Below are 19260 nucleotides of genomic sequence, written 5' to 3'. Positions count from 1 at the left end.
AGAGTGTGACAACAATCAATTAGTTGTCTTACCTTACACCTAAATATACATTTCACTTCAACTTGAACGCAGCAATGAGCTTCGCGTCGATTAGCCCCAATAAAAATCAGCAGTTAAGGCTAAAAAATTGCCTGCATTAGAGCATAAAATTAGCCTTTAATGAATAGCCGCAGCTGATTCTAATTCAGACAGGTTAATCGACCCTGAAGATAAGCATAAATTAACTCACTGAGACCTTGACCAGCATCGCGGTAACCCGCTTCTAACCCCGCGTGATGACATGCTGGAGCGGTTTCAGCAAAATGGGCGTAACGGCATGGACAATGCTTAGCAATATAATGCACATAATGGCACGTATCGAGTATCGATATACCGGCAAAAGTCGCTGCGCTACTGGGCATATTGGCAATCGCATCGACATCGAGCTCTAATGCTACTGGCAGTTGGGTTTGATTTAATGATTTAGCAATTTGTTTCAATGCGGTTTCTAGCGACAATTCACGCCGGATCCAAATTTGTTGAAAACTGTTCCATGTGGCGCCAAATAAGCTCAGTTGTTCTAGGGTTTCTTCGCTGTTTTTTAATTCATGCAAGCCTAGAATATGATAATGGTCGAGGGCGCCATTGGCGGCGGCATAACTAAATCCATTACCGCTGTGGCGACCTTCTCGTGGTCTAAAATCACTGTGTGGATCGAGGTTGACGGCTGCGACAGGTAGGCCTGTAGTGGCTTTTGTTGCCATTAATAAACCATAAGCATTATTGTGGCCGCCGCCGATAACGATGGGTTCTAATCCTGCTTGCATGATTTCACTTACAGCAGCAATAACGATGTCATCTAGTTGTGCGGTTGCTTGGCGTAATTGTTCAACGGTAGCGGTTGTTGGTAACGATGTACCAAGACTGATTTGGCCTAAAATGGCACATTCGTTACCATTAAGAAATCGATTGGACTGTAAATTGATCAACTGTTTCATGCTAGCGATAAAGGCATCATCAGCCCCGCCTCGGCCAAGGTTGGCCCGTGGCCCCACATCTTCTGCAATGGCAATAATGGCAAACTGAGCGCCACTAGATTTAGCCCGTTGAGCATTTTGCGCTAATGACAGTTCAGCAGATGCCAGATAAACCTGTTGGCCTATTTTGGTTTCATTAGAGCGTAAATTTAATAATGCATCGCAATGCTGCTGAGTGAATGCGCTAAACATGGTTATTCTCCGAATTACAGCCACAAAAAAACCAGCATAGCTGGTTTTTAAAGGAATTGTCTGCCAGCTTTTTACAAAGCTAAATTGGCTATGACTGATTATTCAATATCTAATGGTTCTGGAGACAGAATAACGCCAGTGTTATCAGCATAGATATGGTCACCCGGTAAGAAGGTCACGCCACCAAAATTAACTGGAATTTCGACTTCGCCCACACCGTTACTTTCAGCACCGACAGGAATCGAAGCAAGCGCCTGGATACCAATATCAAGTTCTTCAAGAGCGTCAACGTCACGTACTGAACCGTAAATGAGGATACCTTCCCAATTGTTGGCTACAGCAATTTCAGCAATTCTAGCATCGAGTAGGGCACGTCTTAACGATCCACCACCATCGACTAATAGTACTTTACCTTCACCGTCTTCTTCTAAAGCATCAGCAATCAGACCATTATCTTCAAAACACTTAATTGTACTGATTGAGCCACCGAAGGAGCTGCAACCACCGTAGTTACTGAACATTGGTTCGACGACATCGACTACATCTATATACATGTCGCAGAGTTCTGAGGTGTTGTATTCCATATTTCACTCCTGTTGGACAGCAAAGGTAAATTGCTGGGTAAAGCAAAGTTAAATGAATTATATGAGCTTTTTATGAAAATAAAAGCCTTATCAATCACTGGATTGTTATAAATCAACTTATGGTGTTACTTATGCCCAAATGACGCATTGGCCTAAATAGAGAACAAGGATCAAATTTGTAAGTAATTTTCTTTCAAATTGAACCAATTAGTCGATATATGTTGATTTAGGTCATCCTAATACGTTTTTTAATTACATTTTTGTTCAACAGTTTGTTAGCATATTGCTAGATTTATTAATGTTAGTTTACAAAATAATACTAGCTTTAGGGGCACGGATCCCCCGTTACGCATACGGAAGGCAGAGAGCCTGAAACAGAGGTTCTTATGGAAAATATCAATATTATTGAAGTCTTAGGTTATGCAGCATCAGTTATGGTGGCCATTTCACTAATGATGAAAGACATCGTTTTACTAAGATGGTTAAATTTTGTCGGCTGTTCTTTTTTTGTTGCCTACGGATATGCAATCGAAGCGTGGCCAGTAGCGGGCATGAATGCCTTTGTTGCATGCATTAACATTTTTCACTTAATTAAGATTTATCGTAATAAAAGTGCACAGCCACAAACTGCATAATTGCACGAGTCATATTAAGTTATCGTGTTAGTGAATGACGATAACACGGTCGCGATTGATAACCCCTCAAGCCAAACTTGAGGGGTTATTGCTTTAAGTCGCATCGATTTAAACAATAAACAGATATCAAACTGCTTTTCATTCTACTGCCTGCGTTATAACCGCCCGCAATAAGCTCCCTACGAACGTATTAATGCTTCTTTTGAGTAACATCAATTTGTCTAATCTCTTATCCTCAGCTGAAATAATCTTGCGAGTAAACATCGGCAGTTAAGCTTCTACCATGGTGACTTTCTAACGTTAAATTCAGCTCTGGGCAGTGTCATAAAACTTTAGGCTAACTGTCACCTCGTGTTCATTACCTCTGTCTATTATCTAAACTGTTAACAAATACATAACTTTAGTCGGATTAATATTAGGTAAATGATATTGCCGACGTTTGACATGGAGTCAGGCATGAAGAGTATCAGCCAGTTAGATAAATATTGGTTTTATTGGGTAGTGCAATTTAGTCGAGATAACGGTTTAAATCAGGCTGCTAAACGTGTATCTGCAACCGGTGATGGTCACTATTATGTTTATTTATCTGTTGCGCTGTTATTTTTCCATCCCAACGGTCAGCACTTTTTTAATTTAGTGTTGGGGAGTTTCTTGGTTGAGTTGCCGTTGTATCTACTGTTGAAAAATAGCATTCGACGTCATCGTCCTTGCCACGCTTTAGCAGGGTTTGAATCATGTTTTGAGCCAGCTGATAAATTTAGCTTACCCTCAGGGCACACAGCTAGTGCCTTTGTGTTTGCTAGCGTAGTGAATCTGGTGTTTCCTGCCTTAGCACCTATTGCGTTTGCTTGGGCTTGTTTTGTTGGCTCATCACGTATTGCTTTGGGAGTGCATTATCCTGTGGATATTATCGCTGGCGCTGGTTTGGGGATCGGCTCGGTATTACTGGTCGATCAACTCATGCTGTAAAAACTTATGTTAAGAACGCTCATGTCGTAATCGCTCATGCCGTCACAGTACATGTGGTAAAGGTTCTGTAGTCACTCCTCATGTAGTAACTGTTTATGTAGAAAGAAGTACAACGTTTTAATCTTGATCATTCAGCCGTAGAGGGATGTAAGGCAATATGAAAATTTTGTACGGAGTTCAAGGCACAGGGAATGGCCATATCAGTCGCGCACGCGTGATGTCTAAAGCGCTTAAGCAACATAATATTGATGTCGATTTTCTATTTTCAGGCCGAAAACAACAACACTACTTTGATATGCAATGCTTTGGCGATTATCAGACCCGTAATGGTATGACATTCATAACCGAAAATGGTCGAGTTAATTCCGTAAAAACCGCCAAAAACAATTTAACTACTCCTATTTTCTCTGAAATTAAGCAGCTAGATTTAACGGGGTATGACTTAGTATTGAACGATTTTGAACCTGTGAGTGCTTGGGCGGCCAAACAACAAAATGTTCCATCAATCGCCATTAGTCACCAAGCAGCATTACAATATCCAGTCCCTAAGCAAGGCAACAGTTGGTTTAATGAATTTTTGCTTAACCATTTTGCACCCGTCGATATTGCTTTAGGTTGTCATTGGCATCATTTTGGCTTTCCTATTTTGCCTCCATTTGTTGAGGTGTGGCCCAATGGTGGTGATCATAGCCATCAAATCTTAGTCTATTTACCCTTTGAAGAGCCTGATCGTATAGCGGCATTTTTAGCCCCATTTGATCAATACCACTTTTCTGTTTACCACAGCACTAAACCATTGAAACCATTAGCAGAGCATGTTCATTGGCATGGCTTTAATCGTGAAGGCTTTAAACAGCATATGGCTCAATGTGGTGGGGTGATCGGCAATGCTGGTTTTGAGCTGGCCAGTGAAGCGATGACGTTAGGTAAGAAGTTATTAGTAAAACCGTTACTGGGGCAGTTTGAGCAGTCTGCTAACGTTGCTGCGTTAGAATTACTTGCCGCGGCAGAAAGTATGCAAACTTTAGATTTTGCCGTACTCAAGCGTTGGTTAAAAAGCCCATCACCTAAGCCTATTGCGTACCCACAAGTCGGCGATGCATTGGTAGAGTGGTTAAAAATGGGCGATTGGCATCAGTCACAAAATTTATGTCAACATTTATGGTCACAAGTCGAGTTGCCTGAAAACTGGCATAAACGGCAATAATGTTTGCTGCAATCAAGTTTCCGTATTAAAAAAGTGCGTCAATTTATCGCACTTTTTAATGGGCTGACTTAATTAAGGAAGACGTTGATATAGTAATTCAAGAAGCTGATCTTCTAATTCGAAACGCGACTCCATTGCTTGTGCTAAATGTGATAAATCGTTGTCTAGTTGATACAGCACTTGTTCATCAGATGCATCAGTATATTTATCATTAAAATCCAATGCCGCGTCTGTGCTTTCGCTAATCAGCGGTAATAAGGCGTTGGCTGTTTCGATGCTCGTTTCACCAAACTTCTCGCAAGCTTTAACAACGTTGTCGTAAACCTCAAAGTGGCCTTCTGACACATAATCAACTAATTGGGCACAAAATTGTTTGACTTGATCCATGCTTGGCAGTGATTTTTCGCTGCGCGAATAAGGCGCTAATCCGGCAACGATAAAATATTGGATTAATAATTTGCGACGATGATTAAGCCATTGATCAATTAAATTATGAGAACCGCCCCAGCGTTTTTCTGCTTTTTCTAATTTTGTTAGCATGTCTTCTCTCTAATTGGCAGTCATTCTGTAACAACTAATGTATTGGACAAAGTGTATTACGATCAACTGTTTTATTTTTATTTGCTTATCGACTAGCTTGCTTTGGGGATGAAAAGAATAGAGGGCACTAAGCGGAATAATAAAAAACCCCGTGATGGCATGCCATCACGGGGTAACGAAGTTTTCAAAGGCTCGATTTATCGGGCTTCTTGATTGTTCTTGCTAGCGCACACTTTTTATACCAAACCACTTAGCGTGACGCAACTTATAATCGGATAAATTGCGATTTACACATCAGTATTGTGTGTTTTGTGAGCATAGTAGCGATTGTGTTAATAAAATCGACTATAGATTTAGGAATAGCTCACATAAATTCTGCATGAGTGGTTACATTAATCGCGTAAGTGCTAAACTAACGCCCAGCAGAAATCATAACAGTCTAGGAACAAAGTCCACATGGCAGAATTAAAGAATGATCGTTATTTACGTGCGTTGCTAAAGCAGCCTGTTGATGTCACTCCAGTATGGATGATGCGTCAAGCGGGACGTTATTTACCTGAGTATAAAGAAGTTCGTGCTCAAGCGGGTGACTTTATGTCTTTATGCCGTAATGCCGAATTGGCTTGCGAAGTCACTTTACAGCCGTTACGTCGTTATGACTTAGATGCTGCGATTTTATTCTCAGATATCCTGACCGTGCCAGACGCAATGGGCTTAGGTTTGTATTTCGAAGCAGGTGAAGGTCCGCGTTTTGAACGTCCAACTGACACCATCGATGCAATCAAAAAATTATGTATTCCAGATCCAGAAGATGAATTGGGTTATGTAATGCGTGCAGTGAGTACCATTCGTCGTGAACTGAACGGCTCTGTGCCGTTAATTGGTTTTTCGGGTTCACCTTGGACTTTGGCCACTTACATGGTTGAAGGCGGTTCAAGTAAAACTTTCGAAAAAATCAAGCGTATGGCGTATGCAGAACCAGCTGCATTGCATATGTTATTAGATAAGTTAGCAGACTCTGTGGTGTTATATCTTAACGCTCAGGTGGCTAACGGCGCACAATCGTTAATGATATTCGACTCGTGGGGCGGTGCGTTATCACATCACGCTTACCGTGAGTTCTCATTACGTTATATGCAAAAAATTGTTGATGGCTTAACTCGTTTTGCTGATGGCCGTAAAGTGCCAGTTACTTTGTTCACTAAAGGCGGCGGATTATGGTTAGAGTCTATGGCTGAAACTGGTTGTGATGCATTAGGTTTAGATTGGACTGTTGATATTGGTGACGCTCGTCGTCGCGTAGGTCATAAAGTGGCTCTACAGGGCAACATGGACCCATCAATGTTGTATGCTACGCCAGAGCGTATTCATCAAGAAGTTGATCAAATTCTAGCGAGTTACGGTGAAGGTACTGGCCATGTATTTAACTTAGGCCATGGTATTCATCAACATGTTGATCCTGAGCATGCTGGTGCATTTATCAATTCTGTGCATGAGTTGTCAGGTAAATACCACAAGTAATTCAGTGGTATTGACTAAAAAAAGCGAGTCTTCGGATTCGCTTTTTTGTTGATCGTTTTTTGTTTTTTTAGCTTTTGAATGTGAGCAGTTAGTTTTTCTATTTTTCTATTTTACGTCTTTCCGGTAATGCTTGTGAGCCGGAATTCAGCTGTTTTTTATGATTTTTATTTAGGTTTTATGGCCTGCGGTCACTAACGTTGTGGCGCTTCACCCACACTAAACCAAGAGGAAACCAACGGCTGCTCCCTCTTTACTCTTGATAAAAAAATTGGCCTCGCCGCCCCGCAATATTTTCGCTATTTACAAAACAATAGCGACGAAAAGGTTGTCATGGGGATTGATCCAGCTTTGAACCTCGTTTTGTAATTGGCCAAGTCCAACGAGCGATTTATGACTTTCACACAGCGCAACGCACAGATTCTAATATACGAGGCAATATATGAAACAGCAGACATACAAGAATGATAAAAACATATTGATGACGAAACATTGAGATAAGTATGGTACTTTCACTAAATTGATGCAGGGACTGCCTGTTGGTTTTCGCTACTTTATACCATTGATTCGCCAAATTCAGCACCACATTCACAACAACCAAAATGCAATTTAGCAAATCGTTATACGCATTAAATAGGATTGAGTTCAATGGAAGAACAAGCAGTTAAAATTCAACGTAGTTCAAACCTTGTTAAAGGTTTTATGGCTCTGGTAATAATATTCCAAGTAGTTCAGTTTTATCAAACTCGAATGTTAGATTTTGGCGAAATAGCTGGGGTTTTTGGAATATTATTTTTCTTGCGTGGTTTACTCTCGTCGCCATTATTATTAGTAGCTCCGCTTAAGCACTGGTTTAAATCAAATTTGGTTTTTTCTACTGCAAGCTATAAATATTTTATATGTGCTTTTGTGTTAGTTGTAGTTAGTTTGTTTTAACAATATTTATAGTCGGTTACTCGGAGGTAATCTAGTCTCCTCCGGCCTTACATGACACGATTGCTTCGCAAGCGATTTAATCATCCAGAAGTAGAGCAATAGCAGAGTATGTTGCCAAACACTGTTTATTTAGATATTCAATCGCAACAAATCTAACTTCAACCTCAATCTCAACCTCAACACCTAACCCTGCGTTACAAGCTCTATCTTAAATTCACTGCCGACGCCTGGTTGGCTGTCGATTTCAATTCTGCATTTCAATAAGCCCAATAACTGCCTGACGATGGCGAGTCCGACGCCGAGTTGTGGCAGACTTTGATTAGCTTCAAATGACAACCTTGTCATCGACAATTGCTTGAGGGCGTCAACTTCATGCTTGTGCATGCCTGCGCCAGTGTCACGCACTGTTAACCATTGTTGGCCGTTGTGTTGTGCATTGACGATTTGAATCTTGCCACCAGCGGGAGTGTAGCGCAGGGCGTTATCGACCAAGTTGTTGAGTATGCGGCGCATTAGTGCGGGGTCGGTATAGATTTGGCTGGCATGGTTGATGTCAAAATCTAATTGAACCCCGAGATTTTTGGCTCGTGGGGTAAAGGTTTGTTCAATATCGCTAAGCAGTTCGCTGAGGTTAACCTGTTGCAGTTGCGCATCGATTTGACCATTTTCGAGGGCGGCCAATTCTAATAACTGTGCCAGTAGCTGCTGTAAGGTTTGGCCTGAGTTTGCAGCATATTGGATCAACGCTTCGTCGCGTTCGTGCTCGGGTAATATTAACCAAGTATCAATATAACCTAACAATGCAGTAAGCGGGGTTTTTAAGTCATGAGACAAATGCAATAAAAAGTCGTGTTTAGCCTGTTGTTGGCGTTTAACTTGTTGTTGCTGCAATTGGATTTCTTGCAATAAATGATTGATATGATGACTCAGTTGGCTTATTTCTAAGCTGCCACGATAACGCTGGGGTAACATCAGTTTGTCTGACATTGGGGTGTTTTTAAGTTCGGTTAAGTCTTGCGCGAGCTTTTGGATTGGGCGGGTAAAATAGCGCAATAAAATCACGAATAGCACTAAGGCAAAAATGATCCAAAAACCGATTGTAGCGCCCCAGATTTTAGGTTGATTTTCAGCGTTAATCAGTGCTTGCCAACTGTCGTAATCTTCACCGCCAATGATGACATACAAATAACCGCTATGAAGCCCATCTTTGGTGACAAGTTTACTGGCGGAAAAAATCTTGTGGGTATCTTCGCTACGCGGATCGGTGCCAAGTACAGGTAGGCTGTCGCCATTTAAAAACTGCTGAATGATTGTGGTATCGACTCGGTGGGTTTTAATTTTTTCTTCTTTGGCATCATAAGCAATCACTTTGCCATCTGGATCTAAGGTGTAAATTTCAAAGCTTGGGCCTAGCAACATAAAGTCGTGAAAGGCTTCTTTAAGCGCGGCGTCTGACGTGATCCCTTGCGATAATAAAGGGTTGATGTGCGCCATGTGTTCAGCAAGTTGTAAGTGCAGTGATTGCTGAATTTGGTTACGGCTAAATTCATGGTTAAGTTGCAGCCATTGCCATAGCGCCACAAACAGTAATAACACGATGATTGTGGATGCTAAAAACAACCGATTAAATAAGCGATTCATTAGTGGGCTTGCACCTCTGGTGGTGAAAATTTGTAGCCTACGCCCCACACGGTTTTGACAAGGTCATGTTCAGGCGAGCATACCGAAAGCTTGTTGCGTAAACGGTTTATATGACTGTTTACAGTGTGCTCATAGCCGTCGTAGTTATAACCCCATACCGCTTCTAGCAGTTGCATGCGGCTAAAGACTTGTTGCGGGTGTTTGGCTAAAAATAGCAGTAAATCAAACTCGCGGGCGGTGAGGGTTAACGCTTTATTAAAGGCGGTAACTTCACGGGTGCTGGAGTTAATGGATACGCTGTTAAATTCAATTTGTTGTGTTTGTTCATTTTGCGCTTTGCCGCGTCTTAATAGTGCTTTTACTCGTGCACGCAGCTCTAATACGCTAAAAGGTTTGACGAGGTAATCATCTGCCCCAGCTTCAAGACCCAGTACCACATCTGCTTCTGAATCTTTGGCGGTTAGTAGCATCAGTGGAACTTCCTTACCGTCTTGGCGCAGTTGCTCACACAGCATAATGCCATCGCCATCGGGGAGCATACGGTCCATTAATATCAGGTCGAGTTTTTTATGCTCGATTATGTGCATGGCTTGCTTCAAGGTGGTGGCGTGGTCGACGCTGTAGTTGAGTGCTTTGAGGTTAAGTATGATTAACTTAGCCAAGTCTTGTTCGTCTTCGACTAACAAAATATGTTGCGGACAAACATGGCCATTATGTTTCGCGGTTCCATTCATGGTGACTTCCTCAAAGCAAATCCAGTAATTGCATTAATACTTAGACCCGCTTTGAGGAGAATAAATTTCAACGTGGTTGAAATTCATTCAGTCGACACGACCGATTAAGATTATTCAGTACGCATAATGGTGACGGCTAATACTGGGTTATCAAAACGATGCGATGCATCCAGTACCGAATCCGCTAAGCCGTCGTACATTGAAATAACACCCGGATGAATATGCACAAAGTCAACATCATCACGGATGGCGTTAAACCCTTCGCCGCCATCAGCAGGTCCTGGCATAGAACCTTTGGCTTCACTGTTGGCTTCAGTGCCAGCGTCATAAGCCATAAACTTCATTGCGGTTGTTGCATCCACTTCCATTCCGGCAATGGTGTAACTGTTAATACCGGTAAAGGCATCGTTAGTGTTAACCAACATGGTGGCTAAGCTAATACTCGCGACTTCGGCTTCATCTAGGGTCAAGGTCAGCGTTTCTGACATACCAGGCATTAATAAGCCTGTGCCGTTAACGCTGCTATTGATTACGCTTAGTGCTGCTATGTCGGCAGTATCACCACCTTCAGCTATTTTCTCGAGTGCTTCGCTGGCCATTTCACCGGCGTTCCATAACATGGCATCACTAGCATGAGAGGCTAAGATAACTGGTGACATAGGTTGATTAGCCGTCAAGTTAGTTACGGTCACCGTGAAAGTTTGCATCACTGGCGCAGGCGGGGTGACAACAACGGTATCATCATCGTTGTCATCGCCACAGGCAGTAAGCAGTGTTGCTGCAGCCAGCATGGCGATTAAGCTGGGCTTAAGTGTAAAGTCAGTGCGTTTAATGGGCTACCTCCTTATTTTACTGTCACCACAACTTTGGCTACAGGGTTCAACCAGCGATGAACGCGACTGTCTAAATCACTCATGCCACCAGCTGGGTCCATGTCACCTAAAACGCCAGGGTGAGTATGTACATTGCTGTTATCTGAATTATCCATCACGCCAGTGCCATTAGCTCCACCGTCACCACCAGGGGCTGCGGGAATACCCGGTACGCCTGACATACCACCGCCATTAATGATTTCATCATTGGCTTCTGTGCCAGCATCATATGCATTGACGTACATAGTGTACGTGCCCGCTTCAGTAGGGATTTCCCAACCATCTAGCCCCATAAAAGCATCATTAGTGGGTAACACCATGGCAACTATAGATAAATGGGTGTTGTCGCCCGTATCAAGCATTACTCCACTTACATTGGCACCCGCAGCAAGCAAACCCATTGCCGGATTTGCTGATGTTACGCCTGCATTGCCGGTTACCGCAGTATCTAAGTCGGCTATGTCGCCACCTTCAGCCATTTTTTGTAATGCTGCAGATGCTTCGGTGCCGACTTGAAATAGGTGGCTGTCAGCGTCGTGGGCTGCGATCAAAATAGGGGTGAAGTGATTTCCGTGAGTTAAATTGGTCACGCTAACTTCAATATCCGCTGCCAACGTTGGAAGGCTAAATAATCCAGCAGCCATAAGACTTGCAGTCACTAGTGTACGTTTCATAACCGAGCTCCTTTTGTTTAATTGCAGCCAGTATGCACAGGTGATCTCACCTACTTATCGCCAAATTATCACAAAAGATTAACATCGTTAACTTACCGATAATAACGTGTGATAAAGTGAGTTTAAACCAACAAAAATAATAATGATTATGATTAGACAACTGACTCCCGCTGACTTTGATGCAGTGATAACCCTAGGTGAAATAGTCCACGGCAGTGGTTATATGGATATCGCTGAACTGACAGCGATTTATCACAAAGGCATTAAAAATGGCATTAATGCCAATTTTGTCGCGCTTGAACATGAACAACTTATTGGCTTTCGGTTAACGTATGCCGCGGGACAATGGCCGCAAGATCAGTGGTGTACGGTTGATAAGTGGGACGTGAAATTTGAAGATGTGTGTTATTTCAAATCAAATACCATAGCTGAATCTGGCCGAGGACAAGGGCTTGGTGGCAAATTATTAGCTGCCTCTAAAGCTGCGGTTATTGCCCAAGGGGCTAAAGCTGGGGTGAGTCATTTATGGCAGCAAAGCCCTAATAATGCTGCGGTGCGATATTTTACTAAGGCGGGTGGTAAGTTAATTAAACAGCATCCGCAGCGCTGGCATCAACGTTATATGGGTGATGATTATATTTGCGTATTATGCGGTGAAGATTGCCACTGTGTTGCCTGTGAAATGCTGTTGTTATTTTAATGTCTGCTCTCTAAATCAATAATAAAAAAGAAGACCAATATGTACGATCCGCTGATTAACTCGCATCCTAATAATCAAACGTTTGCCCCTAGCTATTGGGCAAGCACTCAAGCCTTACCCGCACCAGCTGCTGCATTGTCTGGCCGCCAACAAACCGATGTGGCTATTGTGGGTGGTGGCTACACAGGCTTATTAACAGCCTATTATTTGGCAACCGAATTCAATATAGATTGCCATGTGTTAGAGGCCAATCAAGTCGGTTTTGGGGCGAGTGCGCGCAATGCTGGGTTTGTGTTAAAAGGATCGGGGCGTTTAGGGTACGCCGCCATGACTGAGCGTTGGGACTTAGCAACGACCAAGGGCATATACGATGAATTTACCCAAGCCGTGGCTAGAGTCGATGGGTTAATTAAACAACATAATATCGCCTGTGAACCGCAAGAAGCGGGCTACTTAAAGGTGGCGCATAATCCTAAAGCCTTAGTCACGCTGCAAAATGCCGCTAATTATATTCAACAACACTTAGCCAGTAGCCAAGACTCGGGCGCCGAGTTTATTTCAAGCCAAGATTTTCGATCCCAGTATTTAGATCATCATCAAGCTTTTGGTGCGCTGCGTTTAAAAGACGGTTTTGGTCTTAATCCGCTTAAATTGTTATTAGGTTATAAGGACATGGTGCAAGCTCAAGGCGTGACTATTTCTGAGCAATCTTGCGTATTAGATTGGATTGAAGAGGGTGGTAAACATCGTTTAATTACCGATAAAGGCGAACTGATTGCCAACAAAGTGATTATGGCGGGTAATGCTTATACGCCTAAACGGTTTAACCAGCGCATAGACGATAAATTTTTGCCGATATTAAGCAATGTGATTGTCACCGAACCGCTTACCGCGCAAGAGCTTGCAGAGGCGGGTTTGCATACTCATCAAGTGACCATGGATACCCGTATTTTAAAATACTATTACCGTTTATTACCCGATAATCGATTGTTGTTTGGTGGCCGTGGTGCAGTGTGGGGCAAAGATGCTGCGAATCCCGTTTATGGTGAGCGTTTAAAAATGGCGTTAAATAAGTGCTTTCCAAGTTTAACCAGTAAAGCTATTGCTTATAATTGGACCGGATGGATTGCTGCTGCAATGGATGATATGCCCCATGTGTATAGCAAAGACGGCGTAGGGTACAGCTTAGGATATTGTGGTGCGGGAGTGTCGTTTAGTAGCCAGGCTGCGTATCGCTTAGCGCAAAGTATTGCGGGAGAAACATTACCCAATTTACCTTTGTATCAACAACCCTTGCCTAAGTTCCCCTTCACCCAAGCAAGACGGCTTGGGCAATGGGGTTATTATCATTATGGTTGGTTAAAAGATCGCTTTGGTTAACGCCCATTTCTAGGTTAATAGACGGCTTGTTAATTAACCAACGACTTCGCCAGTGCTTATTTTAGTTTCGTCTAAAGGCTCAATTTTGAAATTGAAATAAGCATAAGATGCACTGATAAACGGACACACTAAGTTAAAGAAAGCATAAGGTAGGTAAGCGATAGTGGCTACGCCAAGTGTACTGGCCATAAAGGCACCACAGGTATTCCAAGGCACTAGCGGACTGGTTACTGTTGCTGAGTCTTCTAACGTGCGGCTTAAATTAACTGCGGCCAACTTACGGCGAGTGTATTCCACCTTTAACATTCTGCCTGGCAGTACAATGGCAATATATTGATCGGCAGTAATGATGTTAGCGCCAATACACACACCAAGAGTAGTAATAATCAAGCTGGCCGTGCCAGTGACGACGGTAAGAATACTTTCTAAAATACGATTTAATAATCCGGTGACTTCCATCACGCCGCCAAATGCCATCGCACACAGAATAAGCCAAACCGTTGTTACCATGCTGCTCATGCCACCACGACTCAATAGATTATCTAATACCTCATCGCCCGTGTTAGCGACATAGCCGTCAAACATGGCTATCCATAAACCTTTCACTAACGCGACCATTGGCAATAATGTGTCGTCGTGTACAAAGGCAATCACGTTATCAAACTGAAATAATGCAGCGCATACCGCGCCAGCTAACGTACCTAATATGACCGTTGGAAACGCTGGCATTTTGCGGTTAGCTAAATACAACACCACTAATAACGGGATCAATAAATGTATTCCTGGGCTGTAGGTTTTATCCAATAAAGCCAATGTATCGGTGAGTTGATTTTCAATTGGTACCACATCTGCTGTAAGGCCTAAAAAAGTAAAGCCAATAAGGGCAATGATAATGCTCGGCACAGTGGTCCAGGTCATGTGGCGGATATGGCTAAAAATGTCCGTTCCTGCAACAGCAGGTGCAAGGTTTGTGGTGTCAGACATTGGCGACATTTTGTCGCCAAAATAGGCGCCACTGATAATAGCGCCAGCAGTAATGTTAACGTCTAGTCCCATAGCAGACGAAATACCGACTAAGGCAATACCTAAGGTGCCTGCAACAGTCCACGAGCTACCAATACTCAGTGCAACCACCGCACACAATAAACAGCAGGCAGTATAAAAGTAGTCTGGGTTAAGGATTTGCATACCATAATAAATCATCGTCGGAACTGTACCGGCTAAAATCCACGTACCAATGAGCGAACCTACGCTGAATAGAATTAATAAAGCACCGGTCGCCACTCCAATACTTTTGACGATACCTCGCTCCATTTGATTCCAGCTATAACCATTTTTATAACCGATTATCATCGCAATACATGCCGCTAACACTAATGCGATTTGATTGGCGCCTGATGAACTGTCTGAAGAAAACAGATAAACCGCTGCCGCGAGCATAAGAATAAGAGCAAAAACGGGGATTAGTGCATCAAGTAAGCTGGGTTGCTTGTGTTCCGATGAAGACGGTTTGAACGACGCCGATTGAGACATACTACTTCCTTTGTTGTTATTATTTTTGACCAATATCTCATTCGTGTGAGTTGGCTAAGTGTTATCATAATAAGTTAGTAACTTATTTGTAACAGAAGCACATCCTGACATAAAAATGCCTGTTAAGTCGAACATTGTTAGGCTTGAGTAATAATTTATTGATGGGGAGATTGTTGCAGCTTTTCAATCGTATGCTTGGTTAATTACTTTGCGTGGTTATATATGTCAAATAGGTCGGTTAATGTGAATAAATAGCCGCTGAGGATATCTAGTGGGACCAGAAGTATCCTCATAAAAACGTGCAGATTTGATCGTTCTTTGGACGCAATTTATGGCTATTAATGACAATATTAAGCCAGTTATTTATTTAAATGTTTTAAGATGGCCTTTTCGGCATCAGCTTTAGTGGCTTCACCTTGAGGAATATCAATTTTTTCTAGGGCTTTATGGCCTGTCATATCTTCTGCAATATGTAACCAATCTGGATGCCAATAGAAAGAGGTGCCCGAGAAGGTGTCCCAATTATGCACTCCGGCTTTTTCACCTTGATAAATCAGGTCGCTAGTATTAACTTTCATTTTATCCTCCAATAATCATTACGAGTACGTTATCTAAAGTTCAGGAGTTTGAATAACAGCCAAGGTAATCACACTCCTTTTCAGTTACTAGCTTGCGCCTTGATCAGGGTCATTTTTGTGATCTAAATCATAAAAGTTGCGGGTTATGGATAATGTAAACAGTAATTAATCTTTTGCGTTACAAGCGGATATAAAAAATCCCTGTGATGTTGTTGCCATCAAAGGGATTTTCTAACAAGCTAAAACCAAATCTACTATTAGGTTTTAGCTTGTTCACGAGCAATGGCGCGGTAAGCTATATCAGTACGGAAGTACACGTCATCCCAATGGATGGCATCCACTAAATCGTAAGCGGCTTGCTGGGCTTCGGTTACTGTGTTGCCCAGAGCAGTAGCGCATAATACGCGGCCGCCGTTAGTCACCACATGGCCATCTTTCATACTTGTTCCTGCATGGAACACTTTACCATTAGTGTCGCCAAGGGTTAGGCCGTCAATCACATCGCCTTTATTGTAAGCATCTGGATAACCGCCAGCTGCCATGACAACACCTACTGCTGCACGTGAGTCAAACTCTGCTGTGACTTTGTCTAATTCTCCACGAGTTGCGGCTAAACAAAGTTCAACGATATCTGACTGCAAACGCATCATAATTGGCTGGGTTTCTGGGTCGCCAAAGCGGCAATTGTATTCAAGTACTTTGGCGCTGCCATCTGGTGCAATCATTAACCCTGCATATAAAAAGCCAGTGTAAACATTACCTTCAGCTGCCATGCCATCAACTGTTGGGCGAATGACATTAGCGATAGTCCAATCGTGTACCGCTTGTGTTACCACAGGAGCTGGTGAGTACGCACCCATGCCGCCAGTGTTAGGGCCTTGGTCTGCATTGTCGCGAGCTTTATGGTCTTGGCTGGTGGCCATAGCAAGAATGTTTTTGCCGTCTACCATTACGATAAAACTGGCTTCTTCACCTTTTAAAAACTCTTCAATCACTACGCGTGAACCGGCATCACCAAACTTATTACCCGCGAGCATGTCATCAATCGCGGCATCCGCTTCAACTTGGTTAGCTGCGATAATCACACCTTTACCTGCTGCTAAACCGTCGGCTTTAATCACGACTGGGAAACCCGTTTTAGCGGTTAATATTGCCGAATAAGCTTTAGCCGGTGCAATCTCAGTGAAGTTTGAGTAATCAGCAGTAGGAATGTTGTGGCGCGCTAAAAAGTCTTTGGTGAACGCTTTTGAAGATTCAAGCTGTGCCGCGCCTTTAGTTGGGCCAAAAATAGGTAAGCCTGCAGCATTAAACGCATCAACTACGCCTAGTGATAATGGCACTTCTGGGCCGACGATGGTAATTGCGATGGCGTTATCTTTGGCAAAGGTGACAAGTGCGTCAATTTGTTCAACATCAATAGCCACGTTTTCTAACTTAGGTTCTAAAGACGTACCAGCATTACCGGGTGCAACAAACACTTTTGTTACTTGAGCTGACTGAGCCGCTTTCCAAGCTAGAGCATGTTCACGACCGCCGCCACCAATTATAAGTACCTGCATCTTCAATCCTTTTATAGCTGCGCTATGTTCTCTATTTCTGCTTCAAGCATGCTCACTTATACTTATAAGCTGCGCGTGCTTTCATTGAACTAGAAAAAATAGCTATGCTCTAATTCGTTTAAACAAAATTTAAAAAGTATCGCTTGTTATCTATTTTTGCAAAAGCATGAGTGATAAGCGATACCCATATTTGATATTAGCGTTGCTTAGTGGCGGAAGTGACGCATGCCAGTAAACACCATTGCCATACCGTGCTCGTCTGCTGCGGCGATGATTTCTTCATCGCGAATTGAACCGCCCGGTTGAATGATGCAGCTAATACCTGCCGCTGCTGCTGCGTCGATACCATCACGGAATGGGAAGAAAGCGTCAGATGCCATTACTGAATTTTCAACCACTAGGCCTTCATCGGCAGCTTTTATACCCGCTATTTTAGCTGAATATACGCGGCTCATTTGGCCTGCTCCGACACCGATAGTCATGCCGTCTTTAGCGTAAACAATGGCGTTAGATTTAACAAACTTAGCCACTTTCCAGCAGAACATTAAGTCTTTTAACTGTTCAGCAGTTGGTTGACGCTTAGACACGACTTTAACGTCTTCTAAGTTCACCATGCCTTGATCGCGGTCTTGTATTAACAAGCCACCATTAACACGTTTGTAATCAAGCGTTGTGGTTTTAGTATTCCACTCACCACATTCTAATAAACGCACGTTGGCTTTAGCAGCAATGATGTCGCGTGCGGCTTGGCTAACTTTAGGGGCAATGATGACTTCAACAAACTGACGGTCAACAATGGCTTGCGCCGTTTGTGCATCTAACTCTTGGTTAAAGGCAATGATGCCACCAAAGGCTGATGTTGGGTCGGTTTTAAATGCGCGGTCGTAAGCTTCTAATAAGTTAGCGCCTAATGCCACACCACAAGGGTTGGCGTGCTTAACGATAACGCAGGCTGGGCCTTCGAATTCTTTTACACATTCAAGAGCTGAATCGGTATCAGCGATATTGTTGTAAGACAAAGCCTTACCTTGTAGCTGAATCGCACTGGCAACTGAAGCTTCATCAATTTGCGTATCGACATAAAACGCCGCTTTTTGGTGGCTGTTTTCACCGTAACGTAAGTCTTGTTTTTTGACAAACTGACTGTTGAAAGTACGTGGGAACGTTGAATCGTCATGACATTCGTCGTTACTGTGCGCTGGCACCATAGTACCAAAGTAGTTAGCAATCATGCCGTCATACGCTGCGGTATGTTCAAAGGCGGCAATGGCTAAGTCAAAACGCGTCTCTAAAGTAGTGCTGCCGTTGTTGGCTTGCATTTCTGCAATCACGCGGCCGTAATCTTTAGCGTTAACGACTATTGTTGTGTCTTTGTGGTTTTTAGCCGTAGAACGCACCATGGTTGGGCCGCCAATGTCGATGTTCTCAACAGCGTCCGCTAAGGTGCAACCTGGTTTTGCAACGGTTTCAGCAAATGGGTATAAGTTAACCGCAACTAAGTCGATAGGCTTAATGGCGTTTTGTTCCATGACGATTTCGTCAATACCGCGGCGAGCTAGAATGCCACCGTGAATTTTTGGGTGTAGGGTTTTAACACGGCCATCCATAATTTCTGGGTGACCCGTGTAGTCAGACACTTCCATTACCGGGATATTATTGTCTGCAAGTAACTTTGCAGTACCGCCAGTTGATAAGAGTTCAACACCTTGTGCATGCAGCGCTTGTGCAAACTCAAGAATTCCAGTTTTATCTGATACGCTTAATAGCGCGCGACGAATTGGTCTGACATTATTCATGTAGGTACAGGTCCGCTAGTTTGATTTTAAGGAGCTTTAGTAAAACAGAGTCAATTAAAGTCTGCTTTACCAAAGTCCCTCATAGTGTTTTTTAGATTGCTTAACACCGTCGAGGCTTACTGTGTTGTGATCAGGCGGGCGTATTTTATCGTAAACCGCTTCTATTGGGTGTTTTTTCTGTGTGATTTCACAATAT

At 43.0% G+C, this 19260-nt stretch carries 18 protein-coding genes; 7 read left to right on the top strand and 11 right to left on the bottom strand.

Annotation, left to right across the window (positions count from 1 at the left end; translation table 11 throughout):
• Positions 1–179: 179 nt before the first annotated feature.
• Both EGC86_RS14790 and rraA read right to left on the bottom strand, forming a co-directional pair.
• Complete coding sequence (locus EGC86_RS14790) at positions 180–1214, bottom strand: formimidoylglutamase (RefSeq protein WP_425376045.1); 1035 nt, start codon at positions 1212–1214, stop codon at positions 180–182.
• Positions 1215–1306: 92 nt separating this feature from the next.
• The gene (gene rraA, locus EGC86_RS14785; protein WP_011635966.1) at positions 1307–1792 is read right to left on the bottom strand and encodes a ribonuclease E activity regulator RraA; all 486 of its coding nucleotides are present in this window, start codon (positions 1790–1792) and stop codon (positions 1307–1309) included.
• A 386-nt stretch (positions 1793–2178) separates the two neighbouring features.
• On the opposite strand from rraA, the gene EGC86_RS14780 reads away from it, so the two are divergent.
• From EGC86_RS14780 to EGC86_RS14770, 3 genes are all read left to right on the top strand, one after another.
• Positions 2179–2427 carry a YgjV family protein gene (locus EGC86_RS14780; RefSeq protein ID WP_011635967.1) on the top strand — a complete coding sequence of 83 codons (249 nt, stop codon included), beginning with the start codon at positions 2179–2181 and terminating at the stop codon, positions 2425–2427.
• A gap of 456 nt (positions 2428–2883) precedes the next feature.
• The gene (locus EGC86_RS14775; RefSeq protein WP_123778061.1) at positions 2884–3396 is read left to right on the top strand and encodes a phosphatase PAP2 family protein; all 513 of its coding nucleotides are present in this window, start codon (positions 2884–2886) and stop codon (positions 3394–3396) included.
• Between the two features lie 157 nt (positions 3397–3553).
• Complete coding sequence (locus tag EGC86_RS14770) at positions 3554–4603, top strand: MJ1255/VC2487 family glycosyltransferase (RefSeq protein WP_123778060.1); 1050 nt, start codon at positions 3554–3556, stop codon at positions 4601–4603.
• Between the two features lie 72 nt (positions 4604–4675).
• On the opposite strand, the gene EGC86_RS14765 is transcribed toward EGC86_RS14770, so the two are convergent.
• Entirely contained in the window at positions 4676–5143 is a 468-nt protein-coding gene (locus tag EGC86_RS14765) for an Rsd/AlgQ family anti-sigma factor (protein WP_011635970.1), read from the bottom strand.
• Positions 5144–5599: 456 nt separating this feature from the next.
• Between EGC86_RS14765 and hemE the strand changes: the two genes are divergently transcribed.
• Both hemE and EGC86_RS14755 read left to right on the top strand, forming a co-directional pair.
• Positions 5600–6664 carry a uroporphyrinogen decarboxylase gene (hemE, locus tag EGC86_RS14760; protein ID WP_101086245.1) on the top strand — a complete coding sequence of 355 codons (1065 nt, stop codon included), beginning with the start codon at positions 5600–5602 and terminating at the stop codon, positions 6662–6664.
• Between the two features lie 645 nt (positions 6665–7309).
• The gene (locus EGC86_RS14755) at positions 7310–7597 is read left to right on the top strand and encodes a hypothetical protein (protein ID WP_059747517.1); all 288 of its coding nucleotides are present in this window, start codon (positions 7310–7312) and stop codon (positions 7595–7597) included.
• Between the two features lie 183 nt (positions 7598–7780).
• Here EGC86_RS14755 and EGC86_RS14750 read toward each other — a convergent pair whose 3' ends face one another.
• From EGC86_RS14750 to EGC86_RS14735, 4 genes are all read right to left on the bottom strand, one after another.
• Entirely contained in the window at positions 7781–9238 is a 1458-nt protein-coding gene (locus tag EGC86_RS14750; RefSeq protein ID WP_123778059.1) for a sensor histidine kinase, read from the bottom strand.
• The gene (locus EGC86_RS14745) at positions 9238–9972 is read right to left on the bottom strand and encodes a response regulator transcription factor (protein WP_123778058.1); all 735 of its coding nucleotides are present in this window, start codon (positions 9970–9972) and stop codon (positions 9238–9240) included. Before EGC86_RS14745 ends, EGC86_RS14750 begins: the two co-directional genes overlap by 1 nt.
• Before the next feature lie 110 nt (positions 9973–10082).
• Entirely contained in the window at positions 10083–10763 is a 681-nt protein-coding gene (locus tag EGC86_RS14740) for a spondin domain-containing protein (protein ID WP_165872426.1), read from the bottom strand.
• 53 nt (positions 10764–10816) lie between these two features.
• Positions 10817–11518, bottom strand: coding sequence for a spondin domain-containing protein (locus tag EGC86_RS14735; RefSeq protein ID WP_102036164.1), 702 nt, complete (start codon positions 11516–11518; stop codon positions 10817–10819).
• Positions 11519–11660: 142 nt separating this feature from the next.
• Here EGC86_RS14735 and EGC86_RS14730 point away from each other — a divergent pair, with 142 nt between their 5' ends.
• Together EGC86_RS14730 and EGC86_RS14725 are read left to right on the top strand one after the other, a co-directional pair.
• Entirely contained in the window at positions 11661–12218 is a 558-nt protein-coding gene (locus EGC86_RS14730) for a GNAT family N-acetyltransferase (RefSeq protein WP_123778056.1), read from the top strand.
• Between the two features lie 39 nt (positions 12219–12257).
• On the top strand, positions 12258–13598 hold the full coding sequence (locus EGC86_RS14725) for an NAD(P)/FAD-dependent oxidoreductase (protein WP_123778055.1): 1341 nt from the start codon (positions 12258–12260) through the stop codon (positions 13596–13598).
• Positions 13599–13631: 33 nt separating this feature from the next.
• Here the strand turns inward: EGC86_RS14725 and nhaC are convergent, their stop codons facing one another.
• The 4 genes from nhaC to purH all read right to left on the bottom strand — a co-directional run bounded on the left by nhaC (position 13632) and on the right by purH (position 19064).
• Positions 13632–15131 carry a Na+/H+ antiporter NhaC gene (gene nhaC, locus EGC86_RS14720; RefSeq protein WP_102036166.1) on the bottom strand — a complete coding sequence of 500 codons (1500 nt, stop codon included), beginning with the start codon at positions 15129–15131 and terminating at the stop codon, positions 13632–13634.
• 359 nt (positions 15132–15490) lie between these two features.
• Positions 15491–15709 (bottom strand): hypothetical protein, encoded by a 219-nt coding sequence (locus EGC86_RS14715; protein WP_011635980.1) that lies wholly within the window; start codon positions 15707–15709, stop codon positions 15491–15493.
• Positions 15710–15966: 257 nt separating this feature from the next.
• Entirely contained in the window at positions 15967–17268 is a 1302-nt protein-coding gene (purD, locus tag EGC86_RS14710; RefSeq protein ID WP_123778054.1) for a phosphoribosylamine--glycine ligase, read from the bottom strand.
• Positions 17269–17474: 206 nt separating this feature from the next.
• Positions 17475–19064, bottom strand: coding sequence for a bifunctional phosphoribosylaminoimidazolecarboxamide formyltransferase/IMP cyclohydrolase (purH, locus tag EGC86_RS14705; RefSeq protein WP_123778053.1), 1590 nt, complete (start codon positions 19062–19064; stop codon positions 17475–17477).
• Positions 19065–19260 lie beyond the last annotated feature (196 nt).

This window comes from Shewanella frigidimarina, from assembly GCF_003797125.1.
Lineage (GTDB): Bacteria > Pseudomonadota > Gammaproteobacteria > Enterobacterales > Shewanellaceae > Shewanella > Shewanella frigidimarina.
This window is presented reverse-complemented; position numbering and strand designations above follow the sequence as displayed.

Excerpts from the sequence above, each read along its gene's own strand:
- EGC86_RS14725 (WP_123778055.1), top strand. The coding sequence starts at position 12,258 with ATGTACGATCCGCTGATTAACTCGCATCCTAATAATCAAACGTTTGCC.
- hemE (WP_101086245.1), top strand. The coding sequence starts at position 5,600 with ATGGCAGAATTAAAGAATGATCGTTATTTACGTGCGTTGCTAAAGCAG.
- EGC86_RS14740 (WP_165872426.1), bottom strand. The coding sequence starts at position 10,763 with ATGCTGGCTGCAGCAACACTGCTTACTGCCTGTGGCGATGACAACGAT.
- EGC86_RS14745 (WP_123778058.1), bottom strand. The coding sequence starts at position 9,972 with ATGAATGGAACCGCGAAACATAATGGCCATGTTTGTCCGCAACATATT.
- purD (WP_123778054.1), bottom strand. The coding sequence starts at position 17,268 with ATGCAGGTACTTATAATTGGTGGCGGCGGTCGTGAACATGCTCTAGCT.
- EGC86_RS14750 (WP_123778059.1), bottom strand. The coding sequence starts at position 9,238 with ATGAATCGCTTATTTAATCGGTTGTTTTTAGCATCCACAATCATCGTG.
- EGC86_RS14755 (WP_059747517.1), top strand. The coding sequence starts at position 7,310 with ATGGAAGAACAAGCAGTTAAAATTCAACGTAGTTCAAACCTTGTTAAA.
- EGC86_RS14730 (WP_123778056.1), top strand. The coding sequence starts at position 11,661 with ATGATTATGATTAGACAACTGACTCCCGCTGACTTTGATGCAGTGATA.
- EGC86_RS14765 (WP_011635970.1), bottom strand. The coding sequence starts at position 5,143 with ATGCTAACAAAATTAGAAAAAGCAGAAAAACGCTGGGGCGGTTCTCAT.
- EGC86_RS14780 (WP_011635967.1), top strand. The coding sequence starts at position 2,179 with ATGGAAAATATCAATATTATTGAAGTCTTAGGTTATGCAGCATCAGTT.
- EGC86_RS14715 (WP_011635980.1), bottom strand. The coding sequence starts at position 15,709 with ATGAAAGTTAATACTAGCGACCTGATTTATCAAGGTGAAAAAGCCGGA.
- EGC86_RS14770 (WP_123778060.1), top strand. The coding sequence starts at position 3,554 with ATGAAAATTTTGTACGGAGTTCAAGGCACAGGGAATGGCCATATCAGT.
- nhaC (WP_102036166.1), bottom strand. The coding sequence starts at position 15,131 with ATGTCTCAATCGGCGTCGTTCAAACCGTCTTCATCGGAACACAAGCAA.
- EGC86_RS14775 (WP_123778061.1), top strand. The coding sequence starts at position 2,884 with ATGAAGAGTATCAGCCAGTTAGATAAATATTGGTTTTATTGGGTAGTG.
- EGC86_RS14735 (WP_102036164.1), bottom strand. The coding sequence starts at position 11,518 with ATGAAACGTACACTAGTGACTGCAAGTCTTATGGCTGCTGGATTATTT.
- rraA (WP_011635966.1), bottom strand. The coding sequence starts at position 1,792 with ATGGAATACAACACCTCAGAACTCTGCGACATGTATATAGATGTAGTC.
- purH (WP_123778053.1), bottom strand. The coding sequence starts at position 19,064 with ATGAATAATGTCAGACCAATTCGTCGCGCGCTATTAAGCGTATCAGAT.